Here is a 448-nt window from a genome sequence, read left to right as displayed (position 1 = left end):
GTCCACATGCCGCGAGTCCAGCGCCCGCTCCACCGCTTCGCGATCCGCGCCCGTCGGTTGCACCTCATCGAAGGCCAGCAGCGCGCGGAGCTCGGCTGCGGACTGCGGCCGGTCGGCCGGCTGCAGCGCCAGTGCTGCGTCGATTCCCTGCAGGAAGCGAGTGCTGAAGCCGGCGCGCGGCGTCTCCGCCAGCAGCGGCCGGGAGTCCTTCATCACGCGCGAGATCGACGCCTGCGGAGGCGTGCCTGTCACCGCGAAGTGCAGTACTGCGCCAAAGGCGTAGACATCCGTCCACGGACCCTGCGGCAGCGAGAACTCGCCGGAGTACTGTTCGAGCGGCGCGTAGCCGGGTTTGACCACTACCGTCACGCACTGTTCGCGATCGCCAAGAATTTCGCGAGCCGACCCGAGATCGAGCAGGACCGCGCGGTCGTCGCGCTGGACCAGG

1 protein-coding gene is annotated in these 448 nt (G+C 69.4%); it reads right to left on the bottom strand.

Annotated features, from left to right (window positions below; translation table 11 throughout):
* A partial coding sequence (locus FLQ44_RS23675; protein WP_500692547.1) for a protein kinase family protein occupies positions 1-448 on the bottom strand: 448 nt, incomplete at both ends.

It is taken from the genome of Vogesella mureinivorans (genome assembly GCF_007644035.1).
In the GTDB taxonomy this organism is placed as follows: domain Bacteria; phylum Pseudomonadota; class Gammaproteobacteria; order Burkholderiales; family Chromobacteriaceae; genus Vogesella; species Vogesella mureinivorans.
Note: the sequence above shows the minus strand (reverse complement) of the source record. Positions and strands in the feature narration are given on the sequence as shown.